Source organism: Shewanella psychropiezotolerans, from assembly GCF_007197555.1.
In the GTDB taxonomy this organism is placed as follows: Bacteria; Pseudomonadota; Gammaproteobacteria; order Enterobacterales; family Shewanellaceae; genus Shewanella; species Shewanella psychropiezotolerans.
This window is the reverse complement of sequence record NZ_CP041614.1, coordinates 382,825-399,336: the sequence shown is the minus strand read 5'-3', so window position 1 is coordinate 399,336 and position 16,512 is coordinate 382,825. Positions and strand designations below refer to the sequence as shown.

Annotated in this window: 12 protein-coding genes; 6 read left to right on the top strand and 6 right to left on the bottom strand. The window is 45.9% G+C overall.

Going from position 1 to position 16,512, the window contains the following annotated elements; genetic code table 11:
• Window positions 1-95 precede the first annotated feature (95 nt).
• The 6 genes from lpdA to ampD form a co-directional block, all read right to left on the bottom strand.
• Window positions 96-1,526 (bottom strand): dihydrolipoyl dehydrogenase, encoded by a 1,431-nt coding sequence (lpdA, locus tag FM037_RS01750; RefSeq protein WP_144044580.1) that lies wholly within the window; start codon window positions 1,524-1,526, stop codon window positions 96-98.
• A 423-nt stretch (window positions 1,527-1,949) separates the two neighbouring features.
• On the bottom strand, window positions 1,950-3,827 hold the full coding sequence (aceF, locus tag FM037_RS01745; RefSeq protein ID WP_144044579.1) for a pyruvate dehydrogenase complex dihydrolipoyllysine-residue acetyltransferase: 1,878 nt from the start codon (window positions 3,825-3,827) through the stop codon (window positions 1,950-1,952).
• Between the two features lie 13 nt (window positions 3,828-3,840).
• The gene (gene aceE, locus FM037_RS01740; RefSeq protein WP_144044578.1) at window positions 3,841-6,501 is read right to left on the bottom strand and encodes a pyruvate dehydrogenase (acetyl-transferring), homodimeric type; all 2,661 of its coding nucleotides are present in this window, start codon (window positions 6,499-6,501) and stop codon (window positions 3,841-3,843) included.
• 111 nt (window positions 6,502-6,612) lie between these two features.
• Window positions 6,613-7,365 (bottom strand): pyruvate dehydrogenase complex transcriptional repressor PdhR, encoded by a 753-nt coding sequence (gene pdhR / locus FM037_RS01735; protein ID WP_144044577.1) that lies wholly within the window; start codon window positions 7,363-7,365, stop codon window positions 6,613-6,615.
• Window positions 7,366-7,581: 216 nt separating this feature from the next.
• Window positions 7,582-8,433, bottom strand: coding sequence for a beta-lactamase regulator AmpE (gene ampE / locus FM037_RS01730; protein ID WP_144044576.1), 852 nt, complete (start codon window positions 8,431-8,433; stop codon window positions 7,582-7,584).
• Window positions 8,434-8,529: 96 nt separating this feature from the next.
• Window positions 8,530-9,105: a 1,6-anhydro-N-acetylmuramyl-L-alanine amidase AmpD gene (gene ampD, locus FM037_RS01725; protein WP_407695647.1), complete on the bottom strand. Its 576-nt coding sequence runs from the start codon at window positions 9,103-9,105 to the stop codon at window positions 8,530-8,532.
• Between the two features lie 328 nt (window positions 9,106-9,433).
• On the opposite strand from ampD, the gene nadC reads away from it, so the two are divergent.
• The 6 genes from nadC to coaE all read left to right on the top strand — a co-directional run bounded on the left by nadC (window position 9,434) and on the right by coaE (window position 16,505).
• A complete protein-coding gene (nadC, locus tag FM037_RS01720) occupies window positions 9,434-10,351 on the top strand; it encodes a carboxylating nicotinate-nucleotide diphosphorylase (protein ID WP_144044574.1) in 918 nt (305 codons plus the stop codon).
• Window positions 10,352-11,269: 918 nt separating this feature from the next.
• Complete coding sequence (locus FM037_RS01715) at window positions 11,270-11,704, top strand: prepilin-type N-terminal cleavage/methylation domain-containing protein (RefSeq protein WP_144044573.1); 435 nt, start codon at window positions 11,270-11,272, stop codon at window positions 11,702-11,704.
• A gap of 111 nt (window positions 11,705-11,815) precedes the next feature.
• Window positions 11,816-13,525 carry a type IV-A pilus assembly ATPase PilB gene (gene pilB, locus FM037_RS01710; RefSeq protein WP_144044572.1) on the top strand — a complete coding sequence of 570 codons (1,710 nt, stop codon included), beginning with the start codon at window positions 11,816-11,818 and terminating at the stop codon, window positions 13,523-13,525.
• Window positions 13,526-13,604: 79 nt separating this feature from the next.
• Complete coding sequence (locus FM037_RS01705; RefSeq protein WP_144044571.1) at window positions 13,605-14,876, top strand: type II secretion system F family protein; 1,272 nt, start codon at window positions 13,605-13,607, stop codon at window positions 14,874-14,876.
• A 67-nt stretch (window positions 14,877-14,943) separates the two neighbouring features.
• Complete coding sequence (locus FM037_RS01700; RefSeq protein ID WP_144044570.1) at window positions 14,944-15,855, top strand: prepilin peptidase; 912 nt, start codon at window positions 14,944-14,946, stop codon at window positions 15,853-15,855.
• A 44-nt stretch (window positions 15,856-15,899) separates the two neighbouring features.
• Window positions 15,900-16,505, top strand: coding sequence for a dephospho-CoA kinase (gene coaE, locus FM037_RS01695; RefSeq protein ID WP_144044569.1), 606 nt, complete (start codon window positions 15,900-15,902; stop codon window positions 16,503-16,505).
• The last annotated feature ends 7 nt before the right edge of the window (window positions 16,506-16,512 follow it).

Here is a 16,512-nt window from a genome sequence, read left to right as displayed (position 1 = left end):
TTAATAGCAATTTATTAACACTAAATTTTAGCTCCTTTTTCAAGGCATAAAAAAAGACGCTCAAATGAGCGCCTTTTCATGACTCGAATAAAATATTATTTTTTCTTCTTTTTTGCCTTAGGATTTGGCAAATCGGTGATCGAACCTTCATAGATCTCAGCCGCCAGACCTACAGACTCATGCAAGGTTGGGTGAGCATGAATCGTCAACGCTAGATCTTCTGCATCACAACCCATCTCGATTGCCAAGCCGATCTCACCTAGAAGCTCACCGCCGTTAACACCGACGATAGCACCACCTATGACTCTGTGAGTCTCTTTATCGAAAATCAGCTTAGTCATACCATCGCTACAATCTGAAGCGATTGCACGGCCACTAGCAGCCCAAGGGAAACTTGCAGTCTCGTAGGCGATACCTTGCTCTTTGGCTTCCTTCTCAGTTAGACCAACCCAAGCAACTTCAGGATCTGTATAGGCAATCGAAGGAATCACTTTAGGATCGAAGAAGTGCTTCAAGCCTGAGATAACTTCTGCAGCCACATGGCCTTCATGCACGCCTTTATGCGCAAGCATAGGCTGACCGACAATATCACCGATAGCATAGATGTTAGGTACATTGGTACGCATCTGCTTATCGACATTGATGAAGCCACGCTCATCGACATTAATTCCGGCTTTCTCGGCATCGAGCGACTTACCATTTGGTGCACGACCGATTGCAACTAGCACTGCATCGTAACGAATAGCTTCAGTCGGTGCCTTCTTGCCTTCCATAGTCACATAGATGCCATCATCTTTGGCTTCTACGGCTGTCACCTTAGTCTGCATCATAAGGTTAAACTTACTCTTAACCTTCTTGGTATAAACGCGAACGATATCTTTGTCTGCTGCCGGGATCAGTTGATCCAGCATCTCGACCACGTCGATTTGGCTACCCAGAGAAGCGTAAACAGTACCCATCTCAAGACCTATGATGCCACCGCCCATGATAAGTAGCTTACCCGGAACTTCTTTAAGCTCTAGCGCATCGGTAGAATCCCAAACACGTGGATCTGAATGTGGAATGAATGGCAATTCGATAGGACGAGAGCCTGCGGCGATAATTGCCTGCTCGAAATGAACCACTTTAACGCCATCTTCACCAACAACTTCGATAGTGTTAGGGCCGGTAAACTTACCGAAACCATTAACCACGTCGACTTTACGCATCTTGGACATTCCGCCCAATCCTGTTGTCAACTGGCTGATAACCGAATTTTTGAAACCACGTAGCTTCTCCAAATCGATCTGTGGCTCGCCAAAAACCACACCGTGATCGGCAACAGCTTTCGCCTCTTCGATCACTTTAGATACGTGTAGAAGTGCCTTCGATGGGATACAACCTACGTTCAGACAAACACCACCTAAGGTACTAAAACGTTCGATGATGACAGTCTCTAGTCCTAAGTCAGCCGCACGGAATGCCGCCGAATAGCCAGCAGGGCCAGAGCCTAATACCACTACCTGAGTTTTGATTTCGTTGCTCATGATTTCCTCTATTCTTTTCATTTTCTTGCACTAACGAGTAGCGCAAAAATAAAATGTTGCCAAATCTTGTAAGGTGGCCGCATTTTAACCTTTGTTTGATACCGATCACAATCATACATTTACTATATATACCCAACCTACCTCAAGGTGCTCGTTTCAGAGCCCCCGTAGGATAGCTGAACAAGGCAGTGATTGAGAGAATGGTTATTCCCTTGTCGATATCACTAACGCAGTGCAGCTATTCTACGGGAGCTCCCGCAGGGCAAGGCGAGAAGCAACATTTTTCTGCGTTATGAAAGTTCGGATTAGAATAACTAGTCCTACTCTTTCATGCCTTGAACTCTGTCACTTCTCGACATGCTGAATCCTGCATTTTGAAGTAGTTTGGGTATAAAAGGCTGCTTGTAATAAGCAGCCCATTTTTTAAAGCACTAAGGTTCGAATATCTGATAAGCAGCTGTTTAAATAGCTAATGAAACGTGCACCTTCGGCGCCATCTACGACCCTATGATCGTAAGACAGTGACAGAGGCAACATCAAGCGAGGCTCGAAATCTTTACCATTCCATACTGGCTTCATTTCAGACTTAGACACCCCGAGAATTGCCACTTCAGGTGCATTAACGATTGGTGTAAATGCCGTTCCACCTATGCCACCCAGACTAGAGATAGTGAAACAACCACCTTGCATGTCTGAAGCCGTTAGCTTACCGCCACGTGCCTTCTTAGATATCAGCTTTAGCTCATCCGATAACTCATGGATGCCCTTCTTGTTCACATCTTTGAAAACAGGGACAACCAGGCCATTTGGCGTGTCGACGGCAATACCGACATTGACGTACTTCTTCATGATCAAACTCTCACCGTCTTGCGACAGAGATGAGTTGAACGTAGGGAAAGCTTCGAGAGCCTTAGCAACCGCCTTCATGATAAACACCAATGGAGTGATCTTCATGCCAGAATCTTTCTTCGCTTCCGCCGCATTTTGTGCCTTACGGAATGATTCGAGTTCTGTGATATCCGCATTATCCCACTGAGTAACATGGGGGATCTTCACCCAGTTTCTGTGTAGGTTAGCACCAGAGATCTTCTGGATGCGAGATAAGGGCTTAACTTCGGTCTCACCAAACTTGCTGAAATCGATCTTTGGCCATGCCAATAAGTTAAGCTCGTTGCCACCAGCGGCAGCTTTAACACTACCCGATTCAACCTGCTTAATCGCAGCCTTTATGTAGCTCTGCACATCTTCTTTAATGACGCGGCTCTTGCGACCCGTACCTTTGACGTTAGCAAGGTTAACACCAAGTTCACGAGCCATGCGGCGGATAACGGGAGATGCATGGGCATAGGCTTCATTGTCAACAAAGTCTGTCTTAGCAGGCTTAGTCGAAGATGCCGATACAGGAGCTGCTGCTTGAGCTGGCGCCGTGGCTACAGGTGCTGCAGCAGGCGCTTGGCCAGCCACTTCGAAGATCATGATTAACGAGCCAGTAGACACCTTGTCACCAATAGCTACTTTGATCTCTTTAATGGTGCCAGCAAAGGGAGCTGGTACTTCCATGGCAGCCTTATCGCCTTCGACGCTGATAAGTGACTGTTCTTCGGTCACTGTATCGCCGACTTTCACCATTATCTCGGTGACTTCGACTTCATCATCACCGATATCAGGAACAGCTACTTCTAATACAGTTGCAACGGCGGCAACCGCAGCTGCTACAGGAATAGGAGTTGCTGGCGCTGCGGCTACAGGCACAGAAGATGAACCTGCAACGTCGAAGACCAGTACTAAACTGCCGGTAGAAACCTTGTCACCAATCTCAACTTTAATCTCTTTTAAGACGCCATTGAAAGGAGCCGGCACTTCCATCGACGCCTTGTCACCTTCGACACTTAAGATTGGCTGATCTTCTGTGATGCTGTCACCTAGGTTGACTAATATTGCAGTCACTTCGACTTCATCGTCACCGATATCAGGCAGATTCACTTCTTTTAGCTCAACAGATGCCGGAGCGACTGTTGCCGCGACTGGCGCAGGAGCGGCCGCAGCTTGGGCTACTGGAGCCGATGCTGCATCGTCTTCGAAGACCATGATCAACGAATCGGTAGCCACCTTATCTCCAACCGCAACTTTAATTTCTTTAACTACACCCGATTGAGATGCTGGTACTTCCATCGCGGCTTTATCGCCTTCGACAGCAATCAGCGATTGATCTTCTTCAACCCTGTCGCCTACGCTAACCAGAATCTCGGTGACTTCAACCTCATCCGCACCAATATCAGGTACATTAATTTCGATTGTCATATTGTATTGCCTCTTACGCGTATAGCGGGTTGATCTTGTCTGCGTCGATATTGAATTTAGCGATGGCCTGAGCCACGACAGATTTTTCAACATCACCACGTTTAGCTAATTCAGTCAGTGCTGCGACGACCACATAGCCAGCGTTCACTTCGAAGTGACGACGCAAGTTATCGCGGCTGTCAGAGCGACCGAAGCCATCGGTACCCAGTACTTTGAATGATTCTGATGGCATGAAGGCGCGAACTTGTTCGGCGTAGTTCTTCATGTAATCTGTAGCTGCAATTGCAGGGGCTGTACCCATTACCTGAGAAATATAGGCTTGCTTCTGCTCAGCTTCAGGATGCAGCATGTTGTAACGCTCGACATCCTGACCTTCACGAGTCAATTCATTGAAAGAAGTGACCGAATAAACATCAGACGCAACATCATATTCTTCACTGAGAATCTTCGCTGCCTTACGCACTTCATTCATGATAGTGCCTGAGCTCATCAGCTGAACCTGCTTACTGCCTTGGTATGACTCAAGCTTATAGATACCCTTACGAATACCGTCTTCAGCACCTTCAGGCATAGCTGGCATGGCGTAATTTTCATTCATCAGCGTCAGGTAATAGAACACATTTTCCTGATCGCCATACATGCGACGCATACCATCTTGGATGATGACTGCTACTTCGTAGGCATATGTAGGATCGTAAGAGATACAGTTTGGAATCGTGTTGGCCTGAACATGGCTATGACCATCTTCGTGTTGCAGACCTTCACCGTTCAAGGTTGTACGACCGGCTGTAGCACCTAACAAGAAGCCACGCGCCTGTTGATCGCCCGCCATCCATGCCATGTCGCCAACACGCTGGAAACCAAACATAGAGTAGTAGATGTAGAATGGGATCATAGGCAGATCGTTAGTGCTATATGATGTTGCCGCAGCAACCCATGAAGACATAGCACCTAGCTCGTTGATACCTTCCTGCAATACTTGACCCGAAGTTGCTTCTTTATAGTAAGAAACAATTTCACGATCTTGTGGGGTGTAGTTCTGCCCCTGAGGATTATAGATACCGATCTGACGGAACAGACCTTCCATACCAAATGTACGCGCCTCATCAGCGATGATAGGGACGATATTCTTGCTCACACCTTTGTGCTTAAGCAATATATTTAGCGAGCGAACAAATGCCATAGTGGTGGAGATGTCACGCTTCTGTTCTTCAAGCAAAGGCTTAAAATCTTCAACTTCAGGTAGCTCTAATGCTTTAGTGAAGTTAGGCAGACGTTGAGGCGTGTAACCATGCAAAGCATCACGACGCGCATGCAGGTACTTGTACTCTTCTGAACCTTCCTCTAAAGATAGGTAAGGCAACTCAGCAACATTCTCATCAGTAAGCAGGTCTTGAAGACCTAGACGGTCACGCAGTTGAAGCACATGGCTCATGTCCATCTTCTTCACTTGGTGCGCTATGTTCTTACCTTCGGCTGCGCCGCCCATGCCATAACCTTTAACGGTCTTAGCCAAGATCACTGTCGGTTTACCCTTAGTATCCTGAGCGTTCTTAAATGCAGCATAAAGCTTAGATGACTCATGACCACCACGCTTAAGTGCGAAGATATCGGCATCTGTCATATCTGAAACAAGCGCCGCTGTTTCAGGGTACTTACCGAAGAAGTGCTCACGTACATAGGCACCGTCTTTTGACTTAAATGTCTGGTAATCACCATCTACAGTCTCATTCATCAGCTGTAGCAACTTGCCAGTAGTATCTTTGGCTAACAGTGAATCCCAGTTGTTACCCCAGATCACCTTGACGACGTTCCAACCGGCACCTCTGAAGAGACCTTCAAGTTCCTGAATGATACTGCCGTTACCCATAACAGGACCATCGAGGCGCTGTAGGTTACAGTTAATCAGGAAGCATAAGTTATCTAGCTTTTCACGAGCCGCAAATGAAATCGCACCACGTGATTCAGGCTCATCCATCTCACCGTCACCCAGGAAGGCATAGACACGCTGAGCCGAGGTATCTTTAAGGCCGCGGCCATCGAGATACTTAAGGAAGCGAGCCTGATAGATAGAAGACATAGGAGCCAGACCCATAGAAACGGTCGGGAACTGCCAGAACTCAGGCATTAGCTTAGGGTGTGGATATGAAGGGATACCTTCACCATCAACTTCTTGGCGGAAGTTATCGAGTTGATCTGCAGTTAAGCGACCCTCAACGAATGCACGCGAATAGATACCCGGAGAGATATGACCTTGGTAATAGACTAGATCACCACCATCAACATCGTTTGGCGCACGGAAGAAGTGGTTAAAACACACTTCATAAAATGCAGCTGAAGACTGGAAAGAAGCCATATGGCCACCTAAGTCCAGATCTTTCTTAGAAGCTCGAAGCACGATCATGATCGCATTCCAGCGAATGATAGAACGAATACGGCGCTCTAGCGTAGTATTACCCGGATATGCAGGTTCTTGGCTGGTTGGTATGGTGTTGATATAGCTGGTATTGATACCAGTCGCCATATCGACGCCATCTAAACGGGCCTTATCGAGAACTTGTTCCAGTAGATATTGAGCACGCTCAACACCTTCTTCACGAACAACCGATTCTAGAGCAGATAACCATTCTTGAGTCTCTAATGGATCCAGATCTTGTAGCATATGTTCAGACATTTCGCAGTCCTTTCCTATATGTAATACCCAAGCACCGAATCTCAGCACTTAGTGATATTAAAAATATTAAAATATGGTTTGGTGCTTGGCTTGCTCTCTCATTGAGAACGCCTAGTCACCACTTTTTAAACGGCGCAGACTGCGCTGCAACCGACTATCTTCTTTCCTAACGGTCAACATCACTTCCTCGATATAGCTTAAATGCTCATTCGAGGCTTCACGAGCTGCGTCAGGATCACGGCGAACGATTGCGGCTAGCAATGCCAGCCTATGTTCGTTTGCCCTTGTGGATGCTTCCTCTCTTCGATTCAGCAGTTCCAGGTTCTGTGCCACATTCTTATGCAGCACAGGAGCTAAACTCAGTACCAGATGCAACATGGCCACGTTATGTGACGCCTCTGCTATGGCACGATAGAAATGTACGATGGCTTCCGCTTGCTGCTCAATCTCTTTAGCCGCTTCTACATCCATGATAGTGCGTTTGATATTCTGCATATCGGCATCGGTACCACGAAGTGCGGCAAAATAAGCCATCATGCCTTCTGTGGCATGACGAAATTCGAGTAGATCATACTGACTCTCAGAGTCACTATGCATCAATTCAACGATGGGATCGGCCAAGCTTCGCCAAAGCTGCTCTTTGACATAGGTACCACCGCCTTGACGACGCAACAGCAAGCCTTTAGCTTCTAATTTTTGAATGGCTTCACGTAACGAGGGACGGGAGACTTCAAATTGGAGTGCCAGCTCACGCTCAGGAGGCAGCTTCTGACCCGGTTGGAGGCTACCTTCCAAAATCATCTGCTCTAACTGACCCATAATGACGTCAGAAATTTTTGGCTGGTTTATTTTGTTATAAGCCATGTGGCCCTCAGCTCCTATTGTAAATTGGTCTTACCAATTTAGTTGACTGAGCGCACTTTAGCAAATCACATTTTGAAAGTCCAGTTTGTGACCTGAGTCAGGGATACTCACGATGTGTGAGCATAGCGGAAATTTAACCGAGAAAGGTCAGACCATTTAACTAACATAGAGTCACTAACAAGAGACTAAGAGAATATAACTCTGGCGAAGCTGTATTTACGCCACCACCCCAAAGATGGTCAAAAGAGAAAGCGTGGTTAACAGTAAAATGAAATTACGTTTACTCAGCTGCAGCAATGCCAATGTAGCCTGGACACAAATGGGTGTTGACGAGGCTTCAGGTCTTGGCTCTGCGGCTAAGGCCACTTGAGTCACTATCTCTCTGGCGCTATGATCCAGACTTAAGCCCAGCTTTCGCCAACTGCTAAAGGCTTGAGAGAATTGACCACTGAGTACATAACCGAACGAAAAAATACGGCTCGGTAACCAATCTAAAAGTGCCAGCACTTTATCCACCAGGGGTAACTCGAGCGACTCCTGATGACTTAGGTCACTGAAATAACGTACGGTACAGTATAAGACTGCCCCCGCAGGACCGAAGAATATGAGATAAAGGGCAACCGCTCCATAAAAACGATAATTGAGCCAAGTGACGCTTTGGCCCACCTTAGCGCCTAGATCACTCTCGCTTACGGCCTCAATAGAACGCTTACAATCTAGCTCTTCGGCAAAATGATAACAAGCTTGAGCATCGCCTCGACAAGCCGCCTGCATGTATCGCTTAAAGGCCGTTCTTTGTTTCTGGTGACTAAAGCACAGAATAGAGATCCCAACCCAAAGTAATAAACTCACCCCTCCCCATAGCATGCCGCTTACAGCCCAAGTGGTCACGAAAACGGTTATTGCCGGTAGAAGAAGCGCCAACGCCATCATGGCTTCTGAGTTGAGCTGCTTCTTACCAAACAAATTGGCAGAATACAGATCTAGAAATGATTCGAGTTGCCATGACTTAGGGAGCAGCTTTAATCGCTCAACCATTATCGCCACTAATAAAGAAAACAGTGCCATTTAGTCCATCCTTTTTACTCAAATTTAAACATCTAGCATTTGGGCTCATTTATCTCGCCAAGCCTAAGATATGCTCAACTATAAACTGTAGAGGTACTACCAGCTCAGACCCAAGGTTAGCTCGTGTTTATACCTGTTCCAATCGAAACAGTCGCCGGGATCGGTTTTCCGGCCCGGCGCTATGTCACAATGACCGACAATAGCATCCAAATTCAACATGGGATATTTTGTCATCAAACCAAGCGTCAGCCTAACCAACTCTTGATATTGTAGCTCGGTATAATCTTGGCTATCTGTGCCTTCGAGCTCAATGCCTACAGCAAAATCATTGCAACCTTGTCGCCCTTGAAAACTTGATACCCCGGCATGCCAGGCGCGTTCATCACAAGAGACATACTGAATGATTCCCCCATCTCTGCGAATAAGGAAATGTGCCGAAACTTCGAGACCTTTAAGAGCTTCAAAGCTAGGATCCGCAGCTATATCTAAGCAACCTTGAAACAGCTGATCTATATAAGGTGTACCAAAGCAGCCGGCTGGCAGGCTAATATTATGAATAACTAACAGACTAACCTCATTATCCGGCCTTGAGTTAAAATGAGGCGACACACACAGCTTCACCCCTTCAGCCCACCCCAGCTCAAAACTAGGAATTAGTTTAGCTTTTATCAACAAGAAGTTAACCTAGAATCCGCCATATCTTATTAGCACTCTATCAGTTAGACCTCTCACTGAAAAGACCCATCGAACTCATACTGGATAACAGGCGATCACATCTAAAACAAGTGTAGCAACTTGAAAAAGTTGTAGCTCAAATAATGAATCGACCACGACCTCTTTAGCTAATGAAACAACAAGCCATAGAGTATGATCGCTAGACTCTACCTTTATAGATCAAATTTGTTATTATTACTCTTACCAAGCATGACAGCCGATTTATAATCTAAATCATTCCCCTGTTGTACCAGCTTATAAATTAAGCTCATCAAGGATCCCGATAATGTTGGAAAATGATATTAGGCTTGCCGTAAAAGCCGCACTCGAAGAAGACTTAGGCTATCAAGCCCCGATTCAAGCTGCGACCAGCCATGATGTTAATAGCCTGGAGGATATCTGTAGCGCTGATAAGGCTAATGCAGATATCACGGCGCAACTCATCCCGGCAGACAAGCATGCACAAGCAAGCTTAATCACTCGTGAAGAGGGTGTATTTTGTGGCAAGGCTTGGGCTGAACAGGTCTTCAACCAACTCGGTGGAGAAGTCGCCCTCCACTGGCATGTAGATGATGGTGATCTGTTAGTCGCCAATCAAGTGCTGTGTGAACTCTCAGGCCCAGCGCGCGCCATACTCACTGGTGAGCGCACCGCGATGAACTTCATTCAGACCTTGTCCGGTGTCGCAACACTCACCAAGCATTATGTGGATAAGATAGCCGGTACCAATACTAAACTACTCGACACACGTAAAACCATTCCTGGCCTGCGTACCGCTCAAAAATATGCAGTTAGCTGCGGCGGCGGGAAAAACCATAGGATCGGCTTGTTCGATGCCTTCCTTATCAAGGAAAACCATATCATGGCCTGTGGCGGCATAGCCCAAGCGATCTCTAAGGCCAGAGAGCTAGACGCAGATAAACTTGTCGAGGTAGAAGTAGAGAGCATCTTAGAGCTACAACAAGCACTGGAAGCGGGATCGGATATCATCATGTTGGATAACTTCGACGTGACCATGATGCTAGAAGCCGTAGAAATCAATAAGCGTCTAGCCGACGATAAGCAAGCCAAACTCGAAGTGTCGGGCAACGTCACTATAGACACTATCGCCGACTTTTCAAAAACTGGCGTCGACTATATTTCTGTTGGCGCGCTAACTAAGCATATCCATGCACTCGACCTGTCTCTTCGCTTGAAACACTAATCGCAAGTCATAGATCTTGCCATCAGATTTTAAGGTGATTCGCAGACGCTGAGTCACCTTTTTTATAAGAACTAAATATAACAACTAAGCTCACCTTGCATTTGTTACCCCTTCGCTCATTCAAACAGAAAGTGCGCAACACCTGTATCCAGCAAGCTATCTATGATTAAAAAACAAACTGCACCTGCCGTTTCAAAAGCGCCCAAAAATTGACACCTCAAGCTAAAGTGACAGTTTTTCATGCACAGCCAAAAAAACGCTAGAACCCAATTAACATAAATTCAACCTTTTTAGACTAAATCATCGTCAAATTAGTACTTTGTTGTAATTTACAGTTCCATTTACATTAACTTTGTACTAACTTTGGACGTAGGCGAGATGGCCACTTCGGCCGACCTCACCTTAGGTTCACTTAGGTTCCTTAAAAAGAGCCACTTGAAAAAGCCGAACAAGCTTTCGAAGCCGCTATTAACGGGTTAAGAGTCGAGCAAAGAGTAGGAGGAGAACATAAGGTGCGGTTTGCCGGAATGCACATAGCTAGCGGTACATAACCAGCAGTAAATAAAAGCAGCAAGAGTAGAATTAACTTACGTTCGAGAATAATCGAAGCTTAAGCTTTCTATACACTAACTTTAATTATTTAGCAAAATGACACGAAAAGTAAGACCCCATTTCTGATCGCAAGATGAGAAATAGTAACAAACACTTAATTTTAACGTTTATCTTAGAGATGCTCTTAGAATTTGTTTTAGAGTTCTTAGAATTAGTCTTAATGGATTAGTAGGGAAAGTTTAGCTAGCGCAGGAGCAATACGGCTAAGACGTCTATAATTAAGTTACTTTGCTGATTCTAGGTTAGATGAGTCTAAGTTAGCATGAGTAAAGTGGGTCGAACGATTTAGGTCAACGGAGAGAGAAAATGAAAGGCATTAACTTGAAAAACAGACTAAACAAGAAGGCTCAGGGTTTCACTCTGATTGAATTAATGATCGTTGTTGCAATTATCGGTATTCTCGCCGCTATTGCTCTGCCAGCATATAAAGATTATGTTACCTCAGCCCAAGGTGGCGCGGCGATGAAAGGCATAACGGCTTTTTCTCAGAAAATTCAGACTTGTATTCAAACGGATATTGGTTGTGCCGACATCGTTGCAGAAGTAAATAAAAACACTAAATTTACTACTTTAACAGCTGGCTCTGTTGCGTTAAACACAGCTGTAGACTTGGTGTGGACAGAGAAAAATTGTGTACTTACGGCAGTGTTTATCGGTACAGGTGGAGTAACAATGACGATGACCGAAGGCGCAACAACTGGTGATTTAGCTTTATGTAAGAAAGGCGCAGGTATTCCTTAAGTCTATTTTACTTAATAACTTAACGTTATCGAGATTTAAGTTAAGTGTGAGTGAGGATACAACGTTGCTTGCTCACTCACACTTTTTACAATCAACTAACATGAGTAAAAAATGCCAACAACAGGCTTGCATTTAGGTCTATCCACGCTTTTCATTCGTAAAAATTTGCTCACCGAAGAGCAGATAGCCACAGCTATAGCCAAATCCCGCCAGAATAAGCAATCTCTCGTCTCTACTATAGTCTCCGAAAAGCTTATTTCTGCTCGTGAAATAGCCGAACTCTGTTACGAGGAATATGGCACGCCACTGCTGGACCTCGATGAATTTGATATTGCCAGCATTCCCGAAGATTTCCTCAACAAGAAGCTGATAGAGAAACATAAGTGCCTGCCGCTGTTTAAGCGCGGTAACCGCCTCTACATAGGCACTTCAGATCCTACCAATATTGCAGCACTGGAAGACTTTCAATTTAGCGCGGGTCTGCATGCCGAAGCCATACTGGTCGAAGATGACAAGCTCACCAAGGCCATAGAGAAGGTACTCGAGGAAGATATATCTGCACTTGATATCAGTGGCATAGATGAATCGGCCCTTGCCGATATCGAGGTCGATGATCCAAGTAGGCGCGAAGAAGAACAAAAAGGTGAGAGCGGCGACGATGCACCTATCGTCATCTATATCAATAAAATTTTGACCGATGCCATACGTAAAGGCGCATCGGATCTGCATTTTGAACCCTATGAGAAACGTTACCGTATACGTTTCCGTATCGATGGTATCTTGCATGAGGTTTCCGAACCTCCGGTAAATCTTTCTGCCCGAATTTCGGCTCGACTCAAGGTGATGTCCAAGCTAGATATCGCAGAACGAAGAGTCCCGCAAGATGGCCGTATCAAGATGAAGCTGTCTCGCACTAAGTCCATAGATTTTCGTGTCAGCACCCTGCCTACTATCTGGGGTGAAAAGATAGTGATGCGTATCCTCGATTCCTCCTCGGCGCAACTGGGCATCGAGAAATTGGGCTATGAAGACGATCAACGCGAGTTGTACGAGGAGATGTTAGAAAAGCCCCAGGGCATGATTCTGGTCACTGGCCCTACCGGCTCGGGCAAAACCGTTTCTCTCTATACTGGCCTTAACATACTCAATACCGAAGCTCGAAATATCTCTACCGCAGAGGATCCAGTGGAAATTAACCTCGAAGGGGTTAACCAGGTCCATATCAATCTCAAGGCGGGCCTGACATTTGCCTCTGCGTTACGCTCATTCCTGCGCCAAGATCCCGATGTAGTTATGGTCGGTGAGATTCGAGACTTAGAGACTGCCGAGATTGCCATCAAGGCGGCACAAACCGGCCACTTAGTACTGTCGACGCTACACACCAACTCTGCCGCCGAAACCTTGACCCGCCTAATCAACATGGGCGTAGCCGGCTATAACATAGCCAGCTCGGTAAATTTGATCATAGCTCAGCGTTTGGCACGTCGCCTCTGTCCGGAATGTAAGCAAGCAGAAGATGTTCCAGAACATGAGCTCCAGAAGCTTGGCTTTAAGCAAGCTAACATAGATGAAGGCATCACCACTTATAAACCTGTGGGCTGCGATCTCTGCTCCGGCGGTTACAAGGGCCGGGTCGGCATCTATGAGGTGATGAAGATATCAGATGAGATAGCGCGCATTATCATGGAAGGTGGTAACTCCTTAGAGATAGCCACTATGGCAAAAGAGCAGGGAATGCGAGACCTGAGAGATTCAGGGCTGCTCAAGATCATCCATGGCGTCACCAGCATCGCCGAAATCAATCGAGTCACCAGTTTTTAGGTTCTAGGTTCTAGGTTCTAGGTTCTAGGTTCTAGGTTCTAGGTTCTAGGTTCTACAAATTTTATCTTAAGGAACGGCCATGGCTACCGCAAGTATAATTAAAAAAAGACAGGCAAGAGCTAAAAAAGCCAATGTTAACAGCCAACCTAAGGTCTACACCTTCGAGTGGAAAGGTGTCAATAAAGCCGGTCAAAAAACCTCAGGTGAGCTTAAAGGTGCCACGGCAGCCGAGGTTCGCAGCCAACTAAAAACTCAGGGGGTCAGCCCTAAATCGGTCAAGAAACAATCGGCGAGTCTATTCCAACTGGGTGCTCCCAAGATAAATGCCATGGATATCGCCATGATCACTCGCCAGATAGCGACCATGCTCTCTGCTGGGGTGCCTCTGGTGACAACCATAGAGATGTTAGGCCGAGGCCATGAGAAAGCCAAGATGCGTGAGCTCTTAGGCACCATACTCAATGATGTCCAAGCTGGTATCCCACTTTCAGATGCCTTAAGGCCCCATAGGCAATATTTCGACGACCTGTATGTGGATTTGGTAGCCGCCGGTGAACACTCGGGCTCTCTAGATGCGGTGTTTGATCGCGTCGCAACCTACAGAGAGAAAGCGGAGGCACTTAAATCTAAAATCAAGAAGGCCATGTTCTACCCCGCTGCCGTGGTTGTAGTTGCCATAGGTGTCACAACGCTACTATTACTCTTCGTCGTGCCTCAATTTCAGGAAATTTTTTCCGGTTTTGGTGCCGAATTACCAGCCTTTACCCAGTTCGTCATAGCTATTTCTGAAGCCCTTCAAGCTTCCTGGTATATATTTGCCGTGATAATCATAGTTAGCGTTTTTCTATTTAGGCGTGCACATAGAAACTCCCAATTATTCAGAGATAAAGTCGATGTTTTAGTCCTTAAAATTCCGATTATTGGCCCCATACTCCATAAGGCCGCCATGGCGCGTTTCGCTCGCACACTAGCAACAACATTTGCTGCAGGTGTCCCCCTTATCGATGGTCTGGAGTCTGCTGCTGGTGCTTCGGGAAATGCAGTTTATCGAATAGCAGTACTAAAGGTCCGCTCCGAAGTCATGGCTGGAATGCAGATGAATGTTGCCATGCGTACCACCAAGCTGTTTCCCGATATGCTGATCCAGATGGTGATGATAGGTGAAGAGTCCGGTGGACTCGATGATATGCTCAACAAGGTCGCCAATATTTACGAGATGCAGGTCGATGACGCCGTAGATGGACTCTCTAGCCTGATTGAACCTATCATGATGGTGGTGATCGGTACCTTAGTCGGTGGTTTAATCGTCGCCATGTATCTTCCCATCTTCGAAATGGGTAAGATTATTTAGCAAGGGCTCCGTTTTTTGCAAAACGTTTCAAGATCAATAACAGACTCCTAATAGAAGAACAAAATAGATGTCAGAATTAATAACAATATTAAGCCACAATTTGTGGCTCTTCAGCGCTATCGCCTTTATCTTTGCTGCCGTCATAGGCAGCTTCCTCAATGTCGTCATTCATCGTTTCCCAGTGATGATGAAACGTGAGTGGCAGCAAGAATGTAATCAATATCTCAACGAGTATCATAAAGAGCTCATAGCTCCCATCTCAAAAAAGCTCGAGCGAGCCATAGATGGCTATCCAGAAAAATATAACCTGATCGTTCCGGGCTCAGCCTGCCCGAAATGCAAAAGCGATATCAAGCCCTGGCATAACCTGCCTGTTATTGGCTGGCTCATGCTAAGAGGTAAATGTGCCTCATGCAGCACAGCTATATCGGCGCGCTACCCAATAATAGAGTTATTGACAGGCTTAACCGTGGCTTTCCTCGCTCTTCATTTCGGCCCTACCTGGGAATTTGCCTTCGCAACATTACTCACCTTCGTGCTGATAGCGCTAACAGGCATAGATCTCGATGAGATGCTACTTCCCGACCAACTCACCCTACCTCTGCTATGGCTAGGCTTACTGATAAACCTAAACAGCACTTTTACCAGCCCAACCGACGCACTAATCGGAGCTGCCGCGGGTTATATGAGCCTCTGGAGTGTCTTCTGGGCATTTAAACTGTTAACGGGTAAGGAAGGTATGGGATATGGAGATTTTAAACTGTTAGCCGTATTTGGGGCCTGGTTTGGTTGGCAGCTACTGCCACTCATAATACTTCTATCATCTGTAGTCGGCGCGATAGTTGGCATCATGCTGATCATCAGTAAAAAACTTAATCAAGGTAATCCAATTCCTTTTGGCCCTTATATCGCGCTAGCGGGCTGGATAGCCATGATCTGGGGCAGTGATATCAATACTTGGTATCTATCCACCCTATAAGTATAAGCTAGTGTTCTTCATAGAATGGTGTAAGAAGTAGGATTATGTCTAAATATTTAATTGGCTTAACTGGCGGCATAGGTAGCGGTAAAACCACTGTCGCCAATCTATTTGCAGAATTAGGCATCGAATTAGTCGATGCCGATGTAGTCGCACGAGATGTAGTAGAAATAGGCACTAGCGGCTTAACTCAAATAGCGGCCCATTTCGGTAAACAGATATTGAACCAAGATGGCAGATTAGATCGAGTCGCTCTAAGAGAAATTATCTTCAGCGAGCCGAAAGAGCGAAGCTGGATCAACGGCTTACTACACCCTATGATACGAACCGAGATGCTAAATCAATTAGCATCCACGTCATCACCCTACACAATTCTCGTCGCTCCCTTGCTATTTGAGAATGAATTAGATAGGTTAGTGAACCGTACACTTTTGATTGATATTTCACCTGAACAACAACGAAAGCGTACCATTAACAGGGATTCGGTAACTAACGAGCAAGTTGAAAAAATTATAAGTAGCCAGGCCCCAAGAGTCGAGAAACTACTTAAAGCTGATGATGTCATAGACAATCATGGAAAGATATCGGCGCTAAAAAGCAAAGTAATTGCACTACATAATAATTATTTAAAATTGTCCAATAACGCTTAATAAACGC

Excerpts from the sequence above, each read along its gene's own strand:
- lpdA (WP_144044580.1), bottom strand. The coding sequence starts at position 1,526 with ATGAGCAACGAAATCAAAACTCAGGTAGTGGTATTAGGCTCTGGCCCT.
- aceF (WP_144044579.1), bottom strand. The coding sequence starts at position 3,827 with ATGACAATCGAAATTAATGTACCTGATATTGGTGCGGATGAGGTTGAA.
- aceE (WP_144044578.1), bottom strand. The coding sequence starts at position 6,501 with ATGTCTGAACATATGCTACAAGATCTGGATCCATTAGAGACTCAAGAA.
- pdhR (WP_144044577.1), bottom strand. The coding sequence starts at position 7,365 with ATGGCTTATAACAAAATAAACCAGCCAAAAATTTCTGACGTCATTATG.
- ampE (WP_144044576.1), bottom strand. The coding sequence starts at position 8,433 with ATGGCACTGTTTTCTTTATTAGTGGCGATAATGGTTGAGCGATTAAAG.
- nadC (WP_144044574.1), top strand. The coding sequence starts at position 9,434 with ATGTTGGAAAATGATATTAGGCTTGCCGTAAAAGCCGCACTCGAAGAA.
- FM037_RS01715 (WP_144044573.1), top strand. The coding sequence starts at position 11,270 with ATGAAAGGCATTAACTTGAAAAACAGACTAAACAAGAAGGCTCAGGGT.
- pilB (WP_144044572.1), top strand. The coding sequence starts at position 11,816 with ATGCCAACAACAGGCTTGCATTTAGGTCTATCCACGCTTTTCATTCGT.
- FM037_RS01705 (WP_144044571.1), top strand. The coding sequence starts at position 13,605 with ATGGCTACCGCAAGTATAATTAAAAAAAGACAGGCAAGAGCTAAAAAA.
- FM037_RS01700 (WP_144044570.1), top strand. The coding sequence starts at position 14,944 with ATGTCAGAATTAATAACAATATTAAGCCACAATTTGTGGCTCTTCAGC.
- coaE (WP_144044569.1), top strand. The coding sequence starts at position 15,900 with ATGTCTAAATATTTAATTGGCTTAACTGGCGGCATAGGTAGCGGTAAA.